The following is a 21,680-nucleotide window of genomic DNA, read 5'->3' on the forward strand; positions in this document are numbered from 1 at the left end:
GGGTACGGACTCCTCGCACAGGAAACACTGGGGGGGACGGACTGCGGACTTCAGACGAGGGACCCGTAGAGGCAGGGACGGCGGTCCCTCAGGTACGGGTTGTCCTCGCGGGAGGCGGCGAGGAACACGGGGTCGGCGTCGGCGAGGACGAGTTCCTCCGCGCGGCCGGCCCGGGTGCGGGCGACCCCGTCGGGTCCGGCGAGGGTGGACAGGCCGACGAACTCGAACCCGTCCTCCCGGCCGACCCGGTTGACGTACGCGACGTACATCTGGTTCTCGAAGGCCCGCACCGGCACGACCGACTCGGCGACGAACTGGAAGGGGTGCATCTGGGCCGTGGGCACCAGGAGCAGGTCGGTGCCGGCCAGCGCGTGGGCGCGGACGTTCTCCGGGAACTCCACGTCGTAGCAGATCATCAGGCCGACGGTGAGGCCGTTCAGTCCGGCCTGCACGACCTGCCGGTCGCCCGGTGTGAAGTGGTCGCGCTCGAAGCAGCCGAAGAGGTGGGTCTTGCGGTAGTTCGCGAGGCGCGTGCCGTCGGCGGAGACGAGCTGGACGGAGTTGAACACCGTGTCGCCGTCGCGCTCCGGGTAGGCGTACGCGATCGCGAGGCCGTGCCGGGTGGCGGTGTCGGCGACCGCGTCGGCCGCCTCGCCGTCTGCGGGCTCGGCGAGCCGGGCGATGTCGTCGCCGATCGCGTACCCGGTCAGGAACATCTCCGGGGTGACGAGCAGCCCGGCGCCCGCGGCGGCGGCCCGGCCGGCGGCCTCGTCGAGGACCTTGAGGTTCCCGGCGACGGATCCGGGCCGTCCGGAGCTTTGGAGCAGGGCGGTGCGCATGCGTGTTCCTCACCGGTACACGGGGGTTTGGGGGGCCTGATAGACGGTACGGTCGGCCGGCTCGGGCGGACAAGGAGGAGCCGTTGCGCGCCGCTGAGCGGTTCGTTGCGCAGGGGGAGGCATCGGCGGCGATTCGTTGCGCGCCCCCTCCCCCGGCGGCAAGGGCGACCGGGCTGAGGCGGGGACCCGGGAGGGGTGGGACCGGGCTGAGGCGGGGACCGGGAGAGGGGAAGGGGCGCGGGCGACGTCACGGCCGCGCCTTGGCAGCCCGGCCTCGGAGCCCCGCGAGCAGCAGCGCCGCCGTCGCCAGGTACGGCACCGCGAACACCGCGAAGGCGGTGCCGTGGGCGTTCCCCGAGGCGACGGCCGCGTAGCCGCCGAAGACCGCGATCGTCGCCAGTTCTGTGCCCAGTCCCGCGACCGAGGTCAGGGTGGCCCGGCCGGTGTCCTCGATGCTCCGCTGGAGCCGGGCGTCGGCCAGCACCGTGGCCGCCTGGAAACCGCCGAAGGCGAGGGCGACGAGGACCAGTCCCGCCGGGGTGCCGTCGACCGCGCCGACGGCCAGGGCCAGGCCGGCGCCGGCCAGCAGGGCGGCCAGTCCGGCCGTGCCGAGCCGCTCGCCCTCCCCGGCCAGCAGGCTTCCGGCGGTGGCGCCGGCCCAGATCAGCAGGAGCAGGTGGGGCACCGTGGTGTCGGCGACGCCCGTGGCGCGGACCAGCAGCGGCGTGTACTCGTCGAGGGCGCCCCACACGGCGCTCACCGCCGGGACCAGCAGCAGCGCCCCGCGCACGGACCGGTCGGCGCGTGCCTCGGCGAGCCCGGCGCGCAGGGTCGCCGTCCAGCGGTCGTGCCCGGCGGCCGGGGCCCGGTGCTCGGGGAACCGGCTGGCGGTGACCGCGGCGAGCAGGCAGACCAGTACGCTGGCGGCGCCGACGGCGGCGTGGCCGCCCCGGGCGAGCACGGGCCCGGCGAGCCCCATCGCCGCCATCACGGCGACCAGTCCGGCCGCACGGGCCCGGCCCATGACCCGGGCGTAGCGGTCGGCCGCGTCGAGCCGCTCCAGTTCGTCGTAGACCAGCGCCTCCAGCGCACCGGAGCCCAGTGCCCCGCCCACCCCCCACAGCACGAAGCCGAGGGCGAAGGCGCCGTACGACGGGACGATCACCCACAGGGCGAAGCCGGCGGCGGTGAACAGCGGGCCGAGCCAGAGCAGCAGCCGGCGGGAGACGGCGTCGGCCCAGACGCCGGAGGGAACCTCCAGCAGCACGCCGGTGACGGACCAGAGGGCGAACAGGGAGGAGATCTGCCGGACGGTGAGGCCGGTGTCGCTGAACAGCAGCGCGTACACCGGGTAGAGCAGGACGAAGTCCTCGAGGAACGCGTAGCCGTACAACGTGGTGGTCAGCCGTCGCACGCGGGCGTCGGGCACACGTGTGGGCGTGGAAGTCATGAGGCCTTCCCATGAGGGCGGTTCGGACACCGGACGTGGAGGACGTACGGCGCCCGGGGCGGCCCTCGGGAGGCGCGACTGGTGGATCAATGTCGCCAGGTCATGACTGTCATGTTAGAAGGCCGGAGCGGATCCGGCCCGTCGTTTTCGAAAGACGCGGCACTAGGCGGGCGAGCCCGACGAGAACCGCCGCAGCAGCGGTGACAGCACCAGCACGGACTTGGTCCGCTCGACGAACGGCTCGCCCGCGATGCGTTCCAGAACCCGCTCGAAGTGGCGCATGTCGGAGGCGAAGACCTGGGCGACCGCGTCGGCGTCCCCAGTGACGGTGGAGGCGGCCACGACCTCCTGGTAGCGCTCCAGTCCCCGCTGGATGGTCTCCGGGGAGGTGTTGCCGCGGCAGTAGATCTCGACGAACCCCTCGGTCTGCCAGCCGAGGGCGGCGGGATCCACCCGGACGGTGAATCCGGTGATGGCCCCGGTGGCGCGCAGCCGGTCCACCCGGCGTTTCACGGCGGGCGCGGACAGGCCGACCAGCTGGCCGATGTCCGCGTAGGAGCGGCGGGCGTCCTCGGCGAGGGCGTGCACGATGCGTTCGTCGAGATCGTTCAGCACAGCGGGTGGTTCACTTCGCTTCCGAGGGGGCCGGGCCGGCGAGCCGGGAGCGGCGGTGGCCGTACACGAAGTAGAACACGAGCCCGACGGCCATCCAGACGCCGAAGACCCCCCAGGTGACGGCGGACAGGCTGCCCATCATCCACAGGCAGAAGGCGAAGCCGAGGGCGGGCAGGAACGGCGACAGCGGCACCCGGAAGGTGCGGGGCATGTCCGGACGCCTGCGGCGCAGCACCACGACGGCCACGTTCACCAGCGCGAAGGCGAACAGGGTGCCGATGCTGGTGGCGTCGGCGAGCCGGCCGAGCGGGACGGCGGCGGCGAGCACTCCGCAGAAGAGGGAGACGATCAGGGTGTTGGTGCGGGGCGTGCCGGTCTTCGGGTGGACCCTGGCGAACGCCTTGGGCACGAGTCCGTCACGGGACATGGCGAACAGGATGCGGGTCTGGCCGTAGAGCACGGTCAGGACGACGCTGGCGATGGCGATGACGGCGCAGAACGCCAGCAGGGTGCCCCAGAAGGTCTGGCCGGTGACCTCGCGCATGATCTGGGCGAGCGCGGCCTCGGAGTCGGTGAAGTGCTGCCAGGGCTTGGCGCCGACGGCGACGGCGGCGACGAGGACGTACAGCACGGTGATGATGACGAGCGACAGCAGGATGGCGCGGGGCAGGTCGCGCTGGGCGTCCTTGGCCTCCTCACCGGCGGTGGAGGCGGCGTCGAAGCCGATGTAGGAGAAGAACAGGGTCGCCCCGGCGGCGCTGACGCCGGCCATGCCGAGCGGCATGAAGTCCTCGTAGTTGCCGGAGCGGAAGCCCTGCACGCCGATGGCGCAGAACAGCACCAGCGCGGCGATCTTCACCACGACCATGACCGTGTTGGCGCGGGCCGACTCGCGGGCGCCGCCCATCAGGAACGCCATGGCGAGCAGGACGACGATCAGCGCGGGCAGGTTGAACACGCCGCCGTCGCCGGGCGGGGCGGACAGCGCGGCCGGGACGGTGACGCCGATGGTGCCGTCGAGCAGCTCGTTGAGGTACTCGCCCCAGCCGACGGCGACGGCGGCGACCGACACGCCGTACTCCAGCACTAGGCACCAGCCGCAGACCCAGGCGACGAGCTCGCCCATCGTTGCGTACGCATACGAGTAGGAGGAGCCGGAGACGGGGATGGTGCCCGCCAGCTCGGCGTAGGAGAGGGCGGAGAAGAGCGCCGTCAGACCGGCTATGACGAAGGACAGCGTGACCGCCGGACCGGCCTTGGGGACGGCCTCTCCGAGGACCACGAAGATGCCGGTGCCGAGGGTGGCACCGATACTGATCATCGTGAGCTGCCACAGTCCGAGGGAGCGGCGCAAGGAGCCTCCCTCGCCCTGGCCACCCTCGGCGACCAGGCGTTCCACGGGCTTGCGGCGCATCAGGCGCGCACCGGGACCCGGGGGCTTCGGGGCGGCGGAACTGCCGTCGTGCGGGGGTGCGCCTTGGTCGAGCACGCGCTGACTCCTTCGTCGCTGCCGGTCCTCCGCGGCAGGGACCGACGGCGCCCCGCGACAGCCGGGACCCGTCGGGCGGGATCCGAGCCGCACCACGTACAGCGCGTAACCCTACGAGGTCGGGCGTTGCCGCTGAAATGCAGCAACCTTGCGCGTCTCCGCAAGATCGTTGCGTTCCTCGCGGTGGAACGGGGGTTCGTTGCGCCGGACCTGTCGTCCGGTGCGCCCCGGTCCGTGGGGCCGACGCGTCGGTCCGGCGCGGGTGCGGCCGGCTCCGCGGGCGCGGGCAGACCGCGGCCCCCGTCCCTCCCGGCGGGCGGGACGGCCGGGGGCCGTGCGACGGGCGGCTGCGGTCAGTTCCAGCTGGCGTGCAGCGCCTTGCCCTCGGCGTAGCCGGCGGCGCTCTGGATCCCGACGACGGCCTTCTCGGCGAACTCCCCGAGCGAGCCGGCACCGGCGTAGGTGCAGGAGGAGCGGACGCCCGCGATGATCGAGTCGATCAGGTCCTCGACGCCGGGGCGGGCGGGGTCGAGGAACATGCGGGAGGTGGAGATGCCCTCCTCGAACAGGCCCTTGCGGGCGCGGTCGTAGGCGGACTCCTCCGAGGTGCGGTTGCGCACGGCACGCGCGGAGGCCATGCCGAAGGACTCCTTGTAGGGGCGGCCGTCCGCGTCGTGCTGGAGGTCGCCCGGGGACTCGTAGGTCCCGGCGAACCAGGAGCCGACCATCACGTTGGACGCGCCCGCCGCGAGCGCCATCGCCACGTCGCGCGGGTGGCGGACACCGCCGTCCGCCCACACGTGCTTGCCGTACTTCCCGGCCTCGGCCGCGCACTCCAGGACCGCGGAGAACTGCGGCCGGCCGACGCCCGTCATCATGCGGGTGGTGCACATCGCGCCGGGGCCGACGCCGACCTTCACGATGTCCGCGCCGGCCTCGATGAGATCGCGCACGCCCGCGGCGGCGACGACGTTGCCCGCGACGACCGGGACCCGCGGGCCGAGGTCGCGGACCAGCTTCAGCGCGCTGATCATCGACTCCTGGTGGCCGTGCGCCGTGTCGATGACGAGCGTGTCGACGCCCGCGTCCAGCAGCTGCTGGGCCTTGCCGGCCACGTCGCCGTTGATGCCCACGGCGGCGGCGATCCGCAGCCGGCCCAGGTCGTCGGTGGCCGGCGTGTACAGGGTGGCGCGCAGGGCGCCCTTGCGGGTGAGGATGCCGGCCAGGCGGCCGTCCTCGTCCACGGCGGGGGCGTAGCGCCGGTTGGCGTGGTCGAGGGTGTTGAAGGCCTGCCGCGGGTCCAGGCCGGCGTCGATGAGGAGCAGGTCCCGGGACATGACCTCGGTGAGCTGGGTGAAGCGGTCCACGCCGGACAGGTCGGTGTCGGTGACCACGCCGACCGGCCGGTGTTCGTCGTCGACGACGACGCCCGCGTTGTGCGCGCGCTTGGGCAGCAGGGCGAGCGCGTCGGCGACGGTCTGGTGCGGGGCCAGCACGATCGGGGTGTCCAGGACGTGGTGGCGGCCCTTGACCCAGGTGACGACCTCGGTGACGACCTCGATCGGGATGTCCTGCGGGATGACCACGAGGCCGCCGCGACGGGCGACGGTCTCGGCCATGCGGCGCCCGGCGATGGCGGTCATGTTGGCGACGACGAGCGGGATGGTGGTGCCCGTGCCGTCCGGGGAGCTGAGGTCCACGCTCTGCCGCGAGCCGACCGCGGAGCGGCTGGGCACCATGAAGACGTCGTCGTACGTCAGGTCGTACGCGGGCCGGATGTCGTTGAGGAAACGCACGTGCTGCACATCCCGGTGGATCAGAGGTGGCCCCCGGACAGGTCAGCCAGGGGGAAGAGCACGTACCTCATTGTCCCATGCCGACCGTCATGCCCTGCCCGGGCGGATCATCCAGGCTGGTCAGAGCCCTGCCCGGAGGATCCTCCAAGGGCCAGCGCCACGGTGAGCGAAGCGGTCCGGTCCGCCGCCTCGGCGAACACCTGCCGAGCCGTCGCCCACTCCCCGGCGCGCGCCGCCGCGTACGGTCGCCAGCCCGTCACGACGACCAGCAGCCCCCGTTCCACGGCCCCCTCGGGCCAGACGGTGTGGTCGGCGAGGCTGTCCACGAGCGCGTCCCAGTTCCGGCCGAACCAGCCGGGCAGCCCCAGGGCGCGGGCGCAGCGGTCCATCAGGCCCGCCTTGTCGGTGACCCCGTCGAGGTCCAGCGTGACCACGAGCCGGTCCGCCATGTCGTACGTCATCTCGGTACCGCCGTGAACGATGCGTGGTGGTCGTCGGTGCAGTGGGGCTCGCCGGCCCGCCCGGTGACGGCGCGCCGGGCGAGCGGGCGGGCCGGGAGGCGGAGCCCGTCGCAGCGGCACGCGGCCGGCGCTCGCGGGTCCGCCCCGTCTCACCCGCCGTCAGGGGCCGTCCGGGTCCGCCCGGTTGAGGGCCGGCCTCGGGGCGGGTCCCGCCGTCATCAGGTAGTCCGCGGCCGACGTGTCCGTCACCAGGCTGGTGACCAGACCGGAGCGCAGCACGGCGTCGATCGCGGGGCCCTTGCGCTGTCCGCCCGCGATCGCGACGACCTCGGGGACCCGGCGGAGCTGGTCGGTCTTGACCGTGATGCACCGCTCCCCGAGGTCCCGGCCGACCCGGCGCCCGTCGGAGTCGAAGAGGTGCGCGGACATCTCCGCGGCCACGCCCAGGGAGGCGTAGTGCGCCCGTTCCTCGTCGCTGAGCATGTCGTGCACCGTGGAGATGCCCGGCTCCCAGGAGCCGATGGAGACACAGGCGACCGTGACCTTGTCGAAGTACTCGAAGGCCCGCGCGATGCCGGTCTGGTGGCGCAGTGCCGCCGCGGTGGCCGTGTCCGGCAGCAGCATCGGCGCGTAGATGGGGTGGGCGTCGCCGCCCGCCACCTGCGCGGCGCGGCGTACCGCCTCCACCGAGCCGCGTTCGGCGGTCCCGGCGTCGTACACACCCGTCAGCTGCACGACCGTGCAGGGCGGCAGCCGGTCCAGGGCCGCCGCCATGTGGATCGTGGACCGGCCCCAGGCCAGGCCCAGTACATCCCCTTCGTTGACCAGTTCGCCGAGCAGGTCGGCGGCCACCTCTCCCAGGTTCTCGGGGTCGGGTGTCTCCGCGGCCTCGGCCGGGGACTCGACCACGACGGCGTGCCTGAGGCCGTAGCGGGCGCGGAGCGCGTCGGAGCGCTCGGCGTCCAGCTCGGCCGGCACGCGGATCTCGATCCGCACGAGATCCCGTTCGAGGGCGGTCTCCAGGACCCGGGCCACCTTGAAGCGGCTGACGCCGAACTCCTCGGCGATCTGGATCTTGGATTTCCCCTCGAGGTAGAAGCGGCGGGCCATGGCCGCCGCCTGCACCAGCTCAGCGGGTCCCATCCGCATGGCTGACCGGCCCGCCGACATACCCGACACGGCGATCTCCTCACTGCTGTTCACACTCTGGATTCGCCGTTCATCCTCGCAGATGTGGCGCGATCGATCAGCCCTGACCGGGAGCCGTTCATGTTCCTGATGCTCAGTGGTCGCATGCCCAGGACGCCTTGCCCGTGGCGGCCTCGGCCTGATGGCGCAACGCGCGTACCGCCTCGGCCGGGTCCGACGCCCCGTACACGGCGGAACCCGCGACGAAGACGTCGGCGCCGGCGTCGGCGCAGCGCTCGATGGTGGACGCCGATACCCCGCCGTCGACCTGGAGCCAGAGCTCCAGACCGTGCTTGGCGATCAGCTCCCGGGTGCGGCGGATCTTGGGAAGCATGATGTCGAGGAACGCCTGTCCCCCGAAGCCCGGCTCGACCGTCATGATCAGCAGCATGTCGAGTTCGGGGAGCAGGTCCTCGTACGGCTCGACGGGCGTCGCCGGGCGGAGCGCCATGGAGGCGCGGGCGCCCTTGGCGCGGATCTCCCGCGCGAGTCGCACCGGCGCGGTGGCCGCCTCGGCGTGGAAGGTGACGGACCCGGCCCCCGCCTCCACGTACTGGGGCGCCCACCGGTCGGGGGCCTCGATCATCAGATGGCAGTCCAGCGGGGTGTCCGTCGCGCGGGCGAGCGACTCCACGACCGGCACGCCGAGCGTGAGGTTGGGGACGAAATGGTTGTCCATGACGTCGACGTGGAGCCAGTCGGCTCCCTCGACCGCCTTCGCCTCGTCCGCGAGACGGGCGAAGTCGGCGGACAGGATGCTGGGGTTGATCTGCACGGCCATGCCCCAAGACTGCCATGCGCCGCGCCGCGCTTGAACGGTCGGGCCCCGGCGGCCGGCGGCCGGATACGGCCGCGGGCCGTACGCGGCCGCCCGGCGGTGACCCGCGCCCCCGCTCCGGCGCCCCCGCCGGGCGGCGGATCCGGAACCGGAGGCGCGCCGGCCGGTCCCGCCGGGCCGGAAGCGGGGGCGGGAGCCGGCCGGTCCGGCCGAGCCGGAAGCGGGCGTCAGCCGGTGCGGCGGATCAGCGCCAGGTACATCGCGTCGGTCCCGTGCAGATGCGGCCACAGCTGTACGTCGGGCCCCTCGCCCAGATCCGGTACGCCCGGCAGCAGCGGGCGGGCGTCGATCAGGTCGGCGTCCGGGAACTGCTTGAGGAGGTCGGCGACCACGGCCCGGGTCTCCGCGAGGTGCGGCGAGCAGGTGGCGTAGCCGACGACACCGCCGACCCGCACGGACTCCAGGGCGGTGCGCAGCAGCCCGCGCTGGAGGGGCGCGAAGCCCTCCAGGTCCTCGGGACGGCGCCGCCAGCGCGCCTCGGGCCGTCGGCGCAGGGCACCCAGCCCGGTGCAGGGCACGTCGACCAGCACCCGGTCGAAGCTGCCGGGCCGCCACGGCGGACGGGTGCCGTCGGCGGCGATCACCTGGTACGGCCCCGGGTTTCCGGCCAGCGCGTTCGCCACCAGTCCGGCCCGGTGCGGCTGCTTCTCCGAGGCGAGCAGGACGGCGCCCCGTTCGGCGGCGAGCGCCCCGAGCAGCGCGGCCTTGCCGCCGGGGCCGGCGCAGCCGTCCAGCCACAGCCGGTCACGGCCCTCGACCGGCGCGCCCGCGAGGGCGAGGGCGACGAGCTGGCTGCCCTCGTCCTGTACGCCTGCCCGGCCCTCGGCGACCGCCGGGACGGCACCCGGCTCACCGCCCTCGCTCAGCCGCACGGCGTAGGGCGACCAGCGCCCCGGCACGGCCGCCTCCTCGTCGAGCAGTTCGCCGGTGGTGGACCGGCCGGGGCGGGCGACCAGCGTGACCTCGGGACGCTCGTTGTCGGCGCGCAGCAGGTCCTCGATCCCGGCGCGGCCGCCGCCGAGGGAGTCCCAGAGCGCGGAGACGACCCAGCGCGGGTGCGAGTGCACGACGGAGAGGTGGTCCTCGGGGTCCTCGTCGTAGGGCGGCGCGACCCGCTCCAGCCAGCCGTCGAGATCGTCCTGCGCGATCTTCCGCAGCACGGCGTTGACGAACTTGGCCCGACCGTCGCCGAGCACCACCCGGGCCAGCTCGACGGAGGCGGACACGGCGGCGTGCGTCGGAATACGGGTTCCCAGCAGCTGGTGCGCGCCGAGGCTCAGCACGTCCAGCACCGGCGGGTCCACCTCGCGCAGCGGCCGGTCGACGCAGGCCGCGACGACCGCGTCGTACGTGCCCTGGCGGCGCAGTGTGCCGTACACCAGCTCGGTGGCCAGCGCCGCGTCCCGCGCGTCGAAGTCCCCGTTCTCGCGCGCCTTGCGCAGCAGCGGGGGCAGGACGAGGTTGGCGTACGCGTCCCGCTCGTCCACGGCCCGCAGCGCCTCGAAGGCGAGGAAGCGGACCGGGTCCTTCTTGGGCCGGCGGTAGGGCTTGGCCGGCGTGCGGGGCCGACGGGGCTGGTCGCTCACGAAAAAGGTGCTCCGGAGGTGGGGTGGGGTGCGCGCCCAAGCCTACGTCGTCGGGCGGGCGCCGGCTCCGGCCCGTCAGGCTCCGACGCTCTCCCCCGCGGCGATCCGCACCCCGCGCGCCCAGTCCGCCGCCCGCATCGGCTTCTTGCCCTGGGGCTGCACCCACAGCAGCTCCACGGCGTACGAACCGGTGCCCACATACACGTTGTTCTTCCCGGCGGACAGCTGCCCGGGCGCGAGACCGGTCAGCTCCGGTACCGGGGCGGCCTGGACGATCTTGAGCCGCTCGCCCCGGAAGGTGGTCCAGGCGCCGGGCGCGGGGGTGCAGCCGCGCACCACGCGGTCGACGCGCAGCGCGGGGGCGCTCCAGTCGAGGCGCGCGTCCTCGACAGTGACCTTGGGGGCGAGGCTGACGCCGTCGGCGGGCTGCGGTACGGCCGTCAGGGTGCCGTCCTCGATGCCGTCCATGGTCGCGGCGAGCAGTCCGGCGCCGGCGAGGGCGAGCCGGGTGAGCAGGTCGCCGCTGGTGTCGGTGGGGCGGACGGCCTCGGTGACGGTGCCGTAGACGGGGCCCGAGTCGAGGCCCTCCTCGATCAGGAAGGTGGCGGCGCCGGTGATCTCGTCGCCGGCCATGACGGCGTGCTGCACGGGCGCCGCGCCGCGCCAGGCGGGCAGCAGCGAGAAGTGCAGGTTGACCCAGCCCCGGGCGGGGATGCCGAGGGCCGCCTTGGGCAGCAGGGCCCCGTAGGCGACGACCGGACAGCAGTCCGGAGCGATCTCCGCGAGCCGCTCCAGGAACCCGGGGTCCCTGGGCGTGGCCGGCTTCAGCACCTCGATCCCGGCCTCCTCGGCCCGCTCGGCGACCGGGGAGGCGGCCAGCCTGCGCCCCCGCCCGGCGGGCGCGTCGGGCCGGGTGACGACGGCGGCCACCTCGTGCCGCCCGGAGGCGAGAAGAGCGTCCAGTGCGGGAACGGCGACCTCGGGGGTACCTGCGAAGACGAGCTTCATGGAGTGCTTCGGGCCTCTCGGGCGGGGGCGGTGGGGCGACGTACAAGTGTAGGGGGGCCCGGCCGGCGCCGGCGGGACGAGGCGCGGGGCCTCACCCGGGGGCGTACGCACATGCCGCCGCGCCCCCACCCCGTGACCCGCGGGGCGGATCCGCGTTGGTCAAGAAAGAGTTGACCACGGGCCCCAGGCGGGCCCATTCCTTGCAACGCCGGTTCGAGAGGCTTGTTCATGGCCGACCACGCAACCCACGACGCCCAGGCTCGGGCCAGCCTGCACTTGCTGGTGCGGGACATCGAGCGGGTCCGCCGGCAGGTGGACGCGCTGCGCACGCTCACCGCCCAGTTGGGCAACGTCTACCGCCCGCGCCGCTCGGGCCCCTCCACGGGCTTCGTCGTCTACGGACGCGCCCCCGCCCCGACGGTCCGTCTCGCCCAGGAACTGCGGGACAGTGTCGAGACACTGGTGACGGCGGCGGTGGACTTCGACCGCTCACTCGGCTTCTCGTGGGACGCGGTGGGCTCCGCGCTCGGAGTCACCAAGCAGGCGGTCCACCGCCGTTACGGCGCCCGCCGGGCCGCCGCGCAGGCGTCGGCGGCCGCGGAGGCCGAGCTCGGCGCGGAGTCGCAGGGCACCCGCCCGGTCAATGTCGGCGCCGCCGTCTCCGCGGTACCGACGGTTCCTGCGGCCCGCTCCATGCCGACGCAGCCCACGGCCGGCAGCTCGTCCCTCCGTGAGGAACCCCGTCCCACGGCCTTCCCCGCTCCGCGCAACGGCTGAGCCTCCGCCCGTGCGGACGGCCGTGCCCTCCCTGGCGGGTGCGCAGGGGGGCACGGCCGTCCGTCTCGGCACTCGTTGCCTCGTCGGCGCACCCCGTGGGCTCCCATCGGCCGGTCCCGCCGTGTCCGCCGGTCCGCCCGTGGTCCGGCGGAGTGGACGGCGGATCCCGCTGCCGCCCCTTCCGGGGGAGGGAGGCCCGGCGCCGGTCCGGCGTACCACCGCGCATGCCCGCCGCGGTGGCGGGTACGACCCCTCCCGTACGGGAGCGGCGCGGAGGCGGCCGAAGAACGAGGGGTGTCGGAAGTGATTCGAAAGCTGCAGGCGGTCGCGCTGGACTGCGCCGACCCGGTACGGCTCGCGCAGTTCTACGCGGAACTGCTCGGTGGCCGGGTGGTCGCGGACCCGGACGACGCCGACTGGGTGGAGGTGCGGGGGTTCGAGGGGACGCCGCTGGCCTGTCAGCGGGTGGACGGCTACCGACCGCCCGAATGGCCCGGCCAGGAGCGCCCGCAGCAGCTCCACCTGGACTTCGACGTGGACGATCTCGATGGAGAGGAAAAGCGGGCGCTCGCCCTCGGTGCGACCGTGCTGGAACGGACGGACCAGCTCCGCCCCGGGGCCAACTGGCGGGTCTACGCGGACCCGGCCGGCCATCCGTTCTGCCTCTGCCTCCACTGAGTCCACCGGGCCCGCCGCCCTGGCACAACGGCTGCCGCCGTCCGCACCGGCGCCACGGGCGCGGGAGCCGGGCGCTTCCCGGCCTTCGGCGGCATCGCCGGCGCCCTCGTCCGCTCCCGCCTGCGCACCGATCGGGCCGGTCTCCTCTTCGTCTGCCGCGGGGCCCCGGCCGCCCGGCCTGCCCCGGGCGTGTTCCGCGGCCCTCAGCGCCGTCCGGCAGTTCCCAGCCCCGCTCGGCGCCGTCCGGCAACCCCCGGTCCCGCTCAGCGGCCCTCAGCTGTTCCCAGCCGACGTCCGGCGATCGTCAGCCGATGTCCGGCGGGTCGATGCGGATCCACACCGTGTCGTCCGAGCCCCGGGCCATCCGGGCCGCCTGGGCGGCCTTCAGCGCCCCGGCCAGGGCGGCGCCGGTACCCGGGGGCACCCGGATCAGGGCCCGTTCCCACTGCTCGCCCGGAGGCGGGGCCCCCGGTCGCCGGGGGCGGCCCGGCAGGGTGACCGGCAGGGGGACGGGCCCCAGCACCTCCGCCCGAGCGGGCAGTCCCACCGCCCCGAGGAACGCGGCCACCGCCCCGCCCGGCCCGGACACCGACGCCATCCGCGACACCGGCGGGAACCCCAGTTCGCCGCGCTCCCCCAGCTCCCGCACCGCGTGCCCGACCGGGTCCCACCGCACCAGCGCCTGCACCGGCCGCAGCGTCGGTTCGGCGACCACCACCACCGTGCCGCCCGCCTGTTGCGGGCGGACCAGGGCCGCCGCGCCGATCCAGCGGCGCAACGCGTCCTCCCCGGCCCGCAGATCGGGCCGGCCCAGCATGGCCCACCCGTCGAGCAGCAGCGCCGCCGCGTAACCGCCCTCGGCCACCGGTTCCGCCCCCGGTGTGCTCACCACCAGCGCGGGCGCCCCCGGCACCGTGTCCAGTACGTGTTCGCGCCCCGAGGTCCGCACCGGAACCGCCGGGAACGCCCGGCCCAGCTCCTCGGCGGTGCGCCGGGCCCCCACCACCTGGGCCCGCAGCCGGAACCCGCCGCACTCGGGGCAGTGCCAGCCGTTCTCCTCGCGCCCGCACCACCCGCACCGCAGATCGTCGGAGCCGCGTGCCTCGAGCGGCCCGGAACAGTGCGGGCACCGCGCCGCGGTCCGGCAGCTCGCGCACGCCATCCGCGGCACATAGCCCCGGCGGGGCACCTGCACGAGCACCGGTCCGTGGCGCAGTCCTTCCCTGACGGCCTGCCAGGCGAGCGTCGGCAGCCGCGCGGCACGGGCGGCCTCGTCCCGCGCGAGGTCCCCGTCCCCCACGGTCCGCACCAGCGGTGCGGCGGTCCGCACCCGCTCCCTCGTGGCGACCAGGGGTCTGGCCCAGCCGGTGTCCACGAGCTGGGCTGCCTCCACAGTGCAGCTCCAACCGCCCAGCAGGAAGCCGCACTTGTCCTGCGCCGCCCTCAGCAGCAGCACTTCACGGGCGTGCGGCTGCGGGGCGTGCTGCTCACTGTGACTGTCGTCGCCGTCGTCCCAGACGGCCACCAGCCCCAGGTCCCGCACCGGCGCGAACATCGCCGCCCGCGTCCCGATGACGGCCCGTACGGAGCCGCGCCGCACGGCGAGCCACTGCGCGTACCGCTTCTCGGGGCCCGCGTCGGCGGTGAGCACCGCGTGCCGCCCCTGGCCCAGCAGTTCGGTGAGGGCCGCGTCGAGGCGGGCGACCGTCCGTCCGTCCGGCAGGACGACGAGCGCGCCCCGCCCCGAGGCCAGGGCCGCCGCGACGGCCCGGGCCAGCTCCTCGCTCCAGCGCGGCCCCGGCAGCGCGTTCCACACGGCCCGTGGGGCGCCTCCCGAGGCCAGCGACTCCAGGAACGCGGGCCCCTGCTCGTAGCGGTCCCAGGAGCCTGGTACGGGCGCCGCGGGCGGCGGCAGCGGGGCGGGCGAGGGACGCCGCTCGGCCCGGGCGTTGCGCGGCGGCACGGCGAGCTGGAGGACGTCGGCGAGACTGCCCGCGTACCGGTCGGCGACCGCTCGGGCGAGCCCGAGCAGCTCCTCGTCGAGCACCCGCTCGGGTGAGACGACCTGGGCCAGCGCCGCCAGGGGGCCCGCGTAGTCGGACTCGGCGCGCCGCTCGACGAGGAACCCGTCGATCAGCCCGCCGCCCTCGCGCCGCCCCTCGCGCACCCGGTGCCGCCCGGCCCCGAAGCGCACGCGCACCCGCACTCCCGGCTGCGCGTCGGCGTCCAGCTCCTCGGGCACGGCGTAGTCGAAGTAGCGGTCGAGGTGGAGCACTCCCTTGTCGACGAGGACCCGGGCGACGGGCAGTTCCCCGGCGAGGGCGGCGCCCCGCCAGGTACGCGGTTTGGCCCGGGGCACCCCGGCCTTGCGCACGCTCTCCCGGATGAGCGCGAGCTGCTCCGGCGGCGCGCCCTCCGCGCCGGCGTCCGGCTGTCCGTTCTCGCTGCTCACGCTTGCATTCTTACCAAACGCGACTGACAGCGGCGCCGTCCTGGGGCCGGCCCGGGTGCGGCCGCCCGCCGGCCGCGCTCGTACGGGGTGCGCCCGTCGGGGCCCCGGAGGCGGTCTCGGACGCACCGTGGCCCGGCGCCCCCTCGTAGGGGCGCCGGGCCACGGCAGGGAGCGGGGTGAGGCCTACAGGCCCGCCGCCTTGCGCAGCGCGTCCACGCGGTCGGCGCGCTCCCAGGTGAAGTCGGGCAGCTCGCGGCCGAAGTGGCCGTAGGCGGCGGTCTGGGCGTAGATCGGGCGCAGCAGGTCGAGGTCGCGGATGATGGCGGCGGGACGCAGGTCGAAGACCTCGTCGATGGCCTTCTCGATCCGCTCGGCCTCGATCTTCGCGGTGCCGAAGGTCTCCACGAACAGACCGACCGGCTCGGCCTTGCCGATGGCGTAGGCGACCTGGACCTCGCAGCGGGAGGCGAGTCCGGCCGCGACGACGTTCTTGGCGACCCAGCGCATCGCGTACGCCGCCGAGCGGTCCACCTTGGACGGGTCCTTGCCGGAGAAGGCGCCGCCGCCGTGGCGGGCCATGCCGCCGTAGGTGTCGATGATGATCTTGCGGCCGGTCAGACCGGCGTCGCCCATGGGTCCGCCGATCTCGAACCGGCCGGTGGGGTTCACCAGGAGTCGGTAGTTCTCGGTGTCCAGCTTGATGCCCTCGTCGAGCAGTGCCTTCAGCTCCGGCTCCACGACGAACTCGCGGATGTCGGGGGCGAGCAGCGACTCCAGGTCGATGTCGGAGGCGTGCTGGGAGGAGACGACGACCGTGTCCAGACGGACCGCCTTGTCGCCGTCGTACTCGATGGTGACCTGGGTCTTGCCGTCCGGGCGCAGGTAGGGGATGGTGCCGTTCTTGCGCACGTCGGACAGGCGCTTGGCCAGGCGGTGCGCCAGGAAGACCGGCAGCGGCATCAGCGTCGGGGTCTCGTCCGTCGCGTAGCCGAACATCAGGCCCTGGTCGCCGGCGCCCTGCCGGTCCAGTTCGTCGTCGTCGCCCTCGACCCGGGCCTCGTAGGCGGCGTCGACACCCTGCGCGATGTCCGGGGACTGCGCGCCGATCGACACCGAGACGCCGCAGGAGGCGCCGTCGAAGCCCTTCTTGGAGGAGTCGTAGCCGATCTCGAGGATCTTGCCACGGACCAGGGTCGCGATGTCCGCGTAGGTCTTGGTGGTGACCTCGCCGGCCACGTGCACCAGGCCGGTGGTGATCAGGGTCTCGACGGCGACCCGGGAGGTCGGGTCCTCGCGGAGCAGTGCGTCGAGGATGGTGTCGCTGATCTGGTCAGCGATCTTGTCGGGGTGACCTTCGGTCACGGACTCCGAGGTGAACAGACGACGGGACACAACGCTCCCTGGGGTTGCAGCGGCTGCTGGCTGATCATTGGTGGACGGCGGGGGCTGCACCCGACGCCGTCCGTGGAACAGTTTATCGGTCGCGCCTCACCACAGGTCCCTCTGTCTCGTCTCGCGAGAGCGCTGTGACCTGCGGCACTGGCATTCTGCCCATGCGGGGCGAGCTTGGCCAGGGGTGCCACGCCCCGGAGAGCGGGGTTTCGGGATGGTCGGACGGCGACTGAACCACTCATCCGAGGCGTTCGGCCACCAGGTCCCACACGGTTTCGGCCAGGGCTTCCTTCGGGCCGTGCGCGACGGGCCTCTCGCTGCCGTCGGCGCCCAGCACCACCGCCTCGTTCTCCTCGGAACCGAAGGTTCTGTGCTCCCCGACCTCGTTCACCACCAGCAGATCGCATCCCTTGCGCTTCAGCTTGGCGCGGCCGTTGGCCAGCACGTCGTCGGTCTCGGCGGCGAAGCCGACGATCACCTGTCCGACGCGCGGCCGGCTGCCGGAGATCTCGGCGAGAATGTCTGGATTCCGCACCAGGACGATGGGGTCGGGCTCCTGGCCGTCCTTCTTCTTGATCTTCCCGGCCGCGTAGACCGAGGGGCGGAAGTCGGCCACGGCGGCGGCCATGACCACCGCGTCCGCGTCGGCCGCGGCGGAGAGGACGGCCTCGCGCAGTTCCACGGCGGTCCCCACTTGAACGACGTCCACGCCGGCCGGGTCGGCCAGCGCGGTGTTGGCCGCGATCAGGGTGACGCGGGCCCCCCGCGCGGCGGCGGTGCGGGCGAGGGCGTAGCCCTGCTTGCCGGAGGAGCGGTTGCCGAGGAAGCGGACGGGGTCGAGGGGCTCGCGGGTGCCTCCGGCGCTGACGACGACGTGCCGGCCCCCGAGGTCGGGCCCGGTGACACCGCGGGCCAGCACCCGGCGGCAGACCTCGAAGATCTCAGCCGGGTCCGGCAGCCGGCCCTTGCCGGTGTCGACGCCGGTGAGACGTCCGACCGCCGGTTCGACGACGACGGCGCCGCGGCGGCGCAGCGTCGCCACGTTCTCCTGGGTGGCCGGGTGCTCCCACATCTCGGTGTGCATGGCGGGGGCGAAGACCACCGGGCAGCGGGCGGTGAGCAGGGTGTTGGTGAGGAGGTCGTCGGCCAGGCCGTGGGCCGCCTTCGCCAGCGTGTCCGCGGTGGCGGGGGCGACGACCACCAGGTCGGCGTGCTGCCCGATCCGGACGTGCGGCACCTCGTGGACGTCGTCCCAGACCTCGGTGGAGACGGGGTTGCCGGAGAGCGCGGACCAGGTGGCGGCGCCGACGAAGTGCAGTGCGGAGGCGGTGGGGACGACACGGACCTCGTGCCCCGACTCCGTCAGCCGCCTGAGCAGCTCACATGCCTTGTACGCGGCGATGCCGCCGCTGACCCCCAGAACGACCTTCGGCTTGTCCACCGGCTCTCCCCGGACCTCGGAAAACGTGCGACCACCCCCATGCAACACCACAGGCCCGGCAGACGTGCTGCCGGGCCTGTGGAAAAGTCAGCTGCAAGCTGCTGACACGACTTACTGGCCGGGGCCGTCGACGGCCTCGGAGGTCAGCAGCCCCGCGTTGATCTCGCGCAGGGCGATCGAGAGCGGCTTCTCGTGGACGTGGGTGTCCACCAGGGGACCGACGTACTCGAGCAGACCCTCGCCGAGCTGCGAGTAGTACGCGTTGATCTGGCGGGCCCGCTTGGCCGCGTAGATCACGAGGCTGTACTTCGAGTCCGTGGCCTCGAGGAGCTCGTCGATCGGCGGGTTGATGATGCCCTCGGGCGCGGAGATGGAAGAGGACACGCTCTACCTTCCGATGGATGGGAAAGAACCGGTCCGGATGATCGCTGAACGATGGCTCACGATCACACGACGTTCATCAAGGCTAGCAGCTCGCGGGCCACGTCCTCGACGGAGGTGTTGACCAGGGTGGTGTCGAACTCCGGTTCGGCCGCCAGCTCGGTCTTCGCGGCCTCCAGCCGGCGCTCGATGACCTGGGGCGACTCCGTGCCCCGGCCCGTGAGCCTGCGCACCAGCTCCTCCCAGGAGGGCGGAGCCAGGAACACCAGCTGGGCCTCGGCCATGGACTCGCGGACCTGCCGCGCGCCCTGGAGGTCGATCTCCAGCAGCACGGGCACACCGGCCTCCAGGTGCTCCAGCACCGCCGCGCGGGGCGTGCCGTACCGGTTGCCGGCGAACTCGGCCCACTCCAGCAGCTCGCCGTTGGCGATCAGCTTGTCCATCTCGTCGTCGGTGACGAAGAAGTAGTGGACCCCGTGCTGCTCCCCCGGGCGCGGCTTGCGGGTCGTCGCCGACACCGAGAGCCAGACCTCGGGGTGTTCCTTGCGCATATGGGCGACGACCGTGCTCTTGCCAACCCCGGAGGGGCCGGAGAGCACGGTCAGCCGCGGACGTACGTCCGGGGGTACGGGGGTCGTCCCCCGGGGTGTTGCAGCCATGCGGCGATTATTCCAGCAATCCCGGCGTGCCCGGGACGTCGGTCCCGGGCCGCCCGGACCTCAGGAGCCGGTGCTGCCGAACTCGCGCTCCAGGGAGGCGATCTGGTTGGAACCGAGACCGCGCACGCGGCGGCTCTCGGAGATGCCCAGTCGCTCCATGATCTGCTTGGCGCGGACCTTGCCCACGCCCGGCAGGGACTCGAGCAGGGCGGAGACCTTCATCTTGCCGATGACGTCGTTCTCCTGGCCCTGCTTGATGACCTCCTGCAGGGAGGCGCCGGAGTGCTTGAGTCGATTCTTGACCTCGGCCCGCTCCCGGCGAGCCGCGGCGGCCTTTTCGAGCGCGGCTGCGCGCTGTTCAGGGGTAAGGGGCGGAAGAGCCACGCCTACGTCACCTCGGATGTCGAACTGTCGGATACGGACCGGTGAGGAACCTAATCGCCCCACACCTGGAGAGCCACGAGCAACACGCCTGCCCGTTCTCCCCCCACTGCCTTGAGGGCGTGGGAGGCACCCCCACTCGTCGGAGACTAGCGCCCAACTCCGCCGGAGTCAGCGAGAACAGCGGAAAAGTCCTGGTCAGCCTCTGCCAGGCTGGACATTTAAGACATAATGCCCTGGATTTGAGGATGTATCCAGAGTCCGGCGACCTCGGAATCTCCCGTCGGCCGGTTCAGGCCGGCGTCACGGCGGCCCTGATCTCCTCCGCGATCCGCTCCGCGGCATCACGCAGAGCGACCACGTCGGAACCGTGGCGCAACACACCCCGGCTGACGTTCGGCACCACGTTGCGCACCGCGCCGCCGAAGACCGCCGGCAGATCGGCCGCCGTGGCACCCTGCGCGCCGATCCCGGGCGCGAGGATGGGGCCGCCCATGTCCAGGTCGTACGAGGACAGGTCGCCGAGCGTCGCGCCGACCACGGCGCCGAACGACCCCAGGGGCTCCTCGCCGGCGTTCTCGAGGGCCAGGTGCCCGAGCACGGTGGCCCCGATGGTGCGCCCGTCGGCGCGGACCGCGTGCTGCACCTCGCCGCCCTCCGGGTTGGACGTCAGCGCGAGCACGAACAGTCCGGTGCCGCTCTCCCTGGCCAGCGCGACGGCCGGGCTCAGCGAGCCGTAGCCGAGGTACGGCGAGACGGTGAGCGCGTCGGAGAACAGGGGCGCGTCCCGGTGCAGGAACGCCTCGGCGTAGGCGGCCATGGTGGAGCCGATGTCACCGCGTTTGGCGTCCATGACGACCAGGGCCCCGGCCGCCCGCGCCTCCCGGACCGTCCGCTCCAGTACGGCGACGCCGCGCGAGCCGAACCGCTCGAAGAAGGCGCTCTGCGGCTTGAGCACGGCGATCCGGTCGGCCACCGCCTCGACGACGGTGCGGCTGAACCGCTCCAGGCCGCGCACGTCGTCGTCCAGGCCCCACTCGGCGAGCAGGGAGGCGTGCGGGTCGATGCCCACGCACAGCGGGCCCCGCTCGTCCATCGCCCGGCGCAGACGCGCGCCGAAGGGTTCCAGAGCGGTCATGCCGTCTTCCTCACGTCGGCGCCCACCGCGTCGGCGAGCGTGGCGTACGGGCTGGTGCGCAGCCGCGCGGCCAGCCCCTCGTGCATGGCACGGCCCCAGAAGGGGCCCTCGTAGATGAACGCGCTGTAGCCCTGGACCAGCGTGGCACCGGCCAGGATGCGCTGCCAGGCGTCCTCGGCGTTCCCGATGCCACCGACGCCGACCAGGGTGATCCGGTCGCCCACGCGCGCGTACAGGCGGCGCAGGACCTCCAGGGAGCGTGCCTTCAGGGGCGCGCCGGACAGGCCGCCGGTCTCCTTGGCGAGGGCCGGGTCGCAGCGCAGACCGAGTCCCTCGCGCGCGATGGTGGTGTTCGTCGCGATGATGCCGTCCAGGCCGAGTTCCACGGCCAGGTCGGCGACCGCGTCGACGTCCTCGTCGGCGAGGTCGGGCGCGATCTTCACCAGCAGCGGCACCCGGCGGGCGGGCACCGTGCGGTCGGCGGCCTCGCGGACGGCGGCGAGCAGCGGGCGCAGGTGGTCCACGGCCTGCAGGTCGCGCAGTCCGGGCGTGTTCGGGGAGGAGACGTTGACCACCAGGTAGTCCGCGTACGGCGCGAGCCGCTCGGCGGACTTCACGTAGTCCGCGACGGCCTCGCTCTCCGGTACGGCCTTGGTCTTGCCGATGTTGACGCCGACGACCGTCCTGAAGACGGGGGTGCGGGAGGCCAGCCGTGAAGCGACGGCCAGCGACCCCTCGTTGTTGAAGCCCATGCGGTTGATCAGGGCCCGGTCCGCGACCAGACGGAACAGCCGCTTCCCGGGGTTGCCGGGCTGCGGCTCCCCGGTCACGGTGCCGATCTCGACGTGGTCGAAGCCGAGCATGGCCATGCCGTCGATGCCGACGGCGTTCTTGTCGAAGCCGGCGGCGAGGCCGAAGGGGCTGTGCAGGCGCAGGCCGAGGGCCTCGGTGCGCAGCTCCTTGTGGCGGGGGGCGAGCACGGCGGCGGCGAAGGTGCGCAAGCCGGGCACGCGCGCGACGAGACGGATGAGGCGGAAGGCGAGGTGGTGGGCCCGTTCCGGGTCCATCCGCCGGAAGAGCAGGGTGAAGAGAATCGTGTACATGGTGTCCT

The 21,680-nt window shown here is 73.6% G+C and carries 20 protein-coding genes; 2 read left to right on the forward strand and 18 right to left on the reverse strand.

All coding sequences use genetic code 11. The features are described from left to right. Window positions 1–50 precede the first annotated feature (50 nt). The 10 genes from ACF07S_RS18080 to fmt form a co-directional block, all read right to left on the reverse strand. Window positions 51–839 carry a carbon-nitrogen hydrolase family protein gene (locus tag ACF07S_RS18080; protein ID WP_391974580.1) on the reverse strand — a complete coding sequence of 263 codons (789 nt, stop codon included), beginning with the start codon at window positions 837–839 and terminating at the stop codon, window positions 51–53. A gap of 247 nt (window positions 840–1,086) precedes the next feature. Beyond that, window positions 1,087–2,289, reverse strand: a complete 1,203-nt coding sequence (locus ACF07S_RS18085; RefSeq protein ID WP_391964402.1) for an MFS transporter — start codon at window positions 2,287–2,289, stop codon at window positions 1,087–1,089. Window positions 2,290–2,451: 162 nt separating this feature from the next. Then, window positions 2,452–2,904, reverse strand: coding sequence for an Lrp/AsnC family transcriptional regulator (locus ACF07S_RS18090; RefSeq protein WP_215206123.1), 453 nt, complete (start codon window positions 2,902–2,904; stop codon window positions 2,452–2,454). Window positions 2,905–2,914: 10 nt separating this feature from the next. After that, on the reverse strand, window positions 2,915–4,393 hold the full coding sequence (locus tag ACF07S_RS18095; RefSeq protein WP_391974581.1) for an amino acid permease: 1,479 nt from the start codon (window positions 4,391–4,393) through the stop codon (window positions 2,915–2,917). A gap of 353 nt (window positions 4,394–4,746) precedes the next feature. Next, window positions 4,747–6,189 (reverse strand): GuaB1 family IMP dehydrogenase-related protein, encoded by a 1,443-nt coding sequence (locus ACF07S_RS18100; protein ID WP_391964683.1) that lies wholly within the window; start codon window positions 6,187–6,189, stop codon window positions 4,747–4,749. 107 nt (window positions 6,190–6,296) lie between these two features. Further along, window positions 6,297–6,650 carry a barstar family protein gene (locus tag ACF07S_RS18105; RefSeq protein ID WP_391964404.1) on the reverse strand — a complete coding sequence of 118 codons (354 nt, stop codon included), beginning with the start codon at window positions 6,648–6,650 and terminating at the stop codon, window positions 6,297–6,299. A gap of 159 nt (window positions 6,651–6,809) precedes the next feature. Beyond that, window positions 6,810–7,853: a sugar-binding transcriptional regulator gene (locus ACF07S_RS18110; RefSeq protein WP_391974582.1), complete on the reverse strand. Its 1,044-nt coding sequence runs from the start codon at window positions 7,851–7,853 to the stop codon at window positions 6,810–6,812. A 79-nt stretch (window positions 7,854–7,932) separates the two neighbouring features. Next, entirely contained in the window at window positions 7,933–8,619 is a 687-nt protein-coding gene (gene rpe, locus ACF07S_RS18115; protein WP_391964406.1) for a ribulose-phosphate 3-epimerase, read from the reverse strand. A 224-nt stretch (window positions 8,620–8,843) separates the two neighbouring features. After that, the gene (locus ACF07S_RS18120; RefSeq protein WP_391974583.1) at window positions 8,844–10,262 is read right to left on the reverse strand and encodes an RsmB/NOP family class I SAM-dependent RNA methyltransferase; all 1,419 of its coding nucleotides are present in this window, start codon (window positions 10,260–10,262) and stop codon (window positions 8,844–8,846) included. Between the two features lie 75 nt (window positions 10,263–10,337). After that, on the reverse strand, window positions 10,338–11,270 hold the full coding sequence (gene fmt, locus ACF07S_RS18125) for a methionyl-tRNA formyltransferase (protein ID WP_391964408.1): 933 nt from the start codon (window positions 11,268–11,270) through the stop codon (window positions 10,338–10,340). A 228-nt stretch (window positions 11,271–11,498) separates the two neighbouring features. Between fmt and ACF07S_RS18130 the strand changes: the two genes are divergently transcribed. Beyond that, the gene (locus ACF07S_RS18130) at window positions 11,499–12,047 is read left to right on the forward strand and encodes a hypothetical protein (RefSeq protein ID WP_391964409.1); all 549 of its coding nucleotides are present in this window, start codon (window positions 11,499–11,501) and stop codon (window positions 12,045–12,047) included. A 303-nt stretch (window positions 12,048–12,350) separates the two neighbouring features. Beyond that, window positions 12,351–12,725: a VOC family protein gene (locus ACF07S_RS18135; RefSeq protein WP_391964410.1), complete on the forward strand. Its 375-nt coding sequence runs from the start codon at window positions 12,351–12,353 to the stop codon at window positions 12,723–12,725. 304 nt (window positions 12,726–13,029) lie between these two features. Here the strand turns inward: ACF07S_RS18135 and ACF07S_RS18140 are convergent, their stop codons facing one another. From ACF07S_RS18140 to ACF07S_RS18175, 8 genes are all read right to left on the reverse strand, one after another. Continuing rightward, a complete protein-coding gene (locus ACF07S_RS18140; protein WP_391974584.1) occupies window positions 13,030–15,177 on the reverse strand; it encodes a primosomal protein N' in 2,148 nt (715 codons plus the stop codon). A 183-nt stretch (window positions 15,178–15,360) separates the two neighbouring features. Further along, complete coding sequence (metK, locus tag ACF07S_RS18145; RefSeq protein WP_391964412.1) at window positions 15,361–16,569, reverse strand: methionine adenosyltransferase; 1,209 nt, start codon at window positions 16,567–16,569, stop codon at window positions 15,361–15,363. A 238-nt stretch (window positions 16,570–16,807) separates the two neighbouring features. Next, entirely contained in the window at window positions 16,808–18,010 is a 1,203-nt protein-coding gene (gene coaBC, locus ACF07S_RS18150) for a bifunctional phosphopantothenoylcysteine decarboxylase/phosphopantothenate--cysteine ligase CoaBC (RefSeq protein WP_391964413.1), read from the reverse strand. Between the two features lie 111 nt (window positions 18,011–18,121). After that, a complete protein-coding gene (gene rpoZ, locus ACF07S_RS18155) occupies window positions 18,122–18,394 on the reverse strand; it encodes a DNA-directed RNA polymerase subunit omega (RefSeq protein ID WP_086728298.1) in 273 nt (90 codons plus the stop codon). A gap of 62 nt (window positions 18,395–18,456) precedes the next feature. Then, window positions 18,457–19,050 (reverse strand): guanylate kinase, encoded by a 594-nt coding sequence (gmk, locus tag ACF07S_RS18160; protein WP_391964414.1) that lies wholly within the window; start codon window positions 19,048–19,050, stop codon window positions 18,457–18,459. A gap of 60 nt (window positions 19,051–19,110) precedes the next feature. Continuing rightward, complete coding sequence (locus ACF07S_RS18165) at window positions 19,111–19,434, reverse strand: integration host factor, actinobacterial type (RefSeq protein WP_234766072.1); 324 nt, start codon at window positions 19,432–19,434, stop codon at window positions 19,111–19,113. A 289-nt stretch (window positions 19,435–19,723) separates the two neighbouring features. After that, window positions 19,724–20,569, reverse strand: coding sequence for an orotidine-5'-phosphate decarboxylase (pyrF, locus tag ACF07S_RS18170; protein WP_391964415.1), 846 nt, complete (start codon window positions 20,567–20,569; stop codon window positions 19,724–19,726). After that, on the reverse strand, window positions 20,566–21,672 hold the full coding sequence (locus ACF07S_RS18175) for a quinone-dependent dihydroorotate dehydrogenase (protein WP_391974585.1): 1,107 nt from the start codon (window positions 21,670–21,672) through the stop codon (window positions 20,566–20,568). The genes pyrF and ACF07S_RS18175 overlap by 4 nt, the downstream gene beginning before the upstream one ends. Window positions 21,673–21,680 lie beyond the last annotated feature (8 nt).

Source organism: Streptomyces sp. NPDC016640, from assembly GCF_043076215.1.
GTDB lineage: Bacteria > Actinomycetota > Actinomycetes > Streptomycetales > Streptomycetaceae > Streptomyces.